The sequence below is a fragment of the Aquitalea pelogenes genome (genome assembly GCF_001515305.1).
GTDB classification, from domain to species: domain Bacteria; phylum Pseudomonadota; class Gammaproteobacteria; order Burkholderiales; family Chromobacteriaceae; genus Aquitalea; species Aquitalea pelogenes.
Window position 1 is genome coordinate 1 of the sequence record NZ_LNQV01000167.1, and the last position, 209, is coordinate 209.

At 70.3% G+C, this 209-nt stretch carries 1 pseudogene; it reads left to right on the top strand.

What is annotated here, in order from left to right:
- Window positions 1-209, top strand: a pseudogene (locus AWT75_RS23320) (hypothetical protein); the annotation flags it as partial.

The following is a 209-nucleotide window of genomic DNA, read 5'->3' on the forward strand; positions in this document are numbered from 1 at the left end:
TCTGTCCGGCACGCCACAGGCCGATGCGGCGGATGCGTTGGCCGTGGCGCTGGCACATGCCAACCTCAGTGGCGGTGCCATCGGCCAGCTGGCACGGCAGGGCCTGAAAGTCTGTCCGGCACGCCACAGGCCGATGCGGCGGATGCGTTGGCCGTGGCGCTGGCACATGCCAACCTCAGTGGCGGTGCCATCGGCCAGCTGGCACGGCA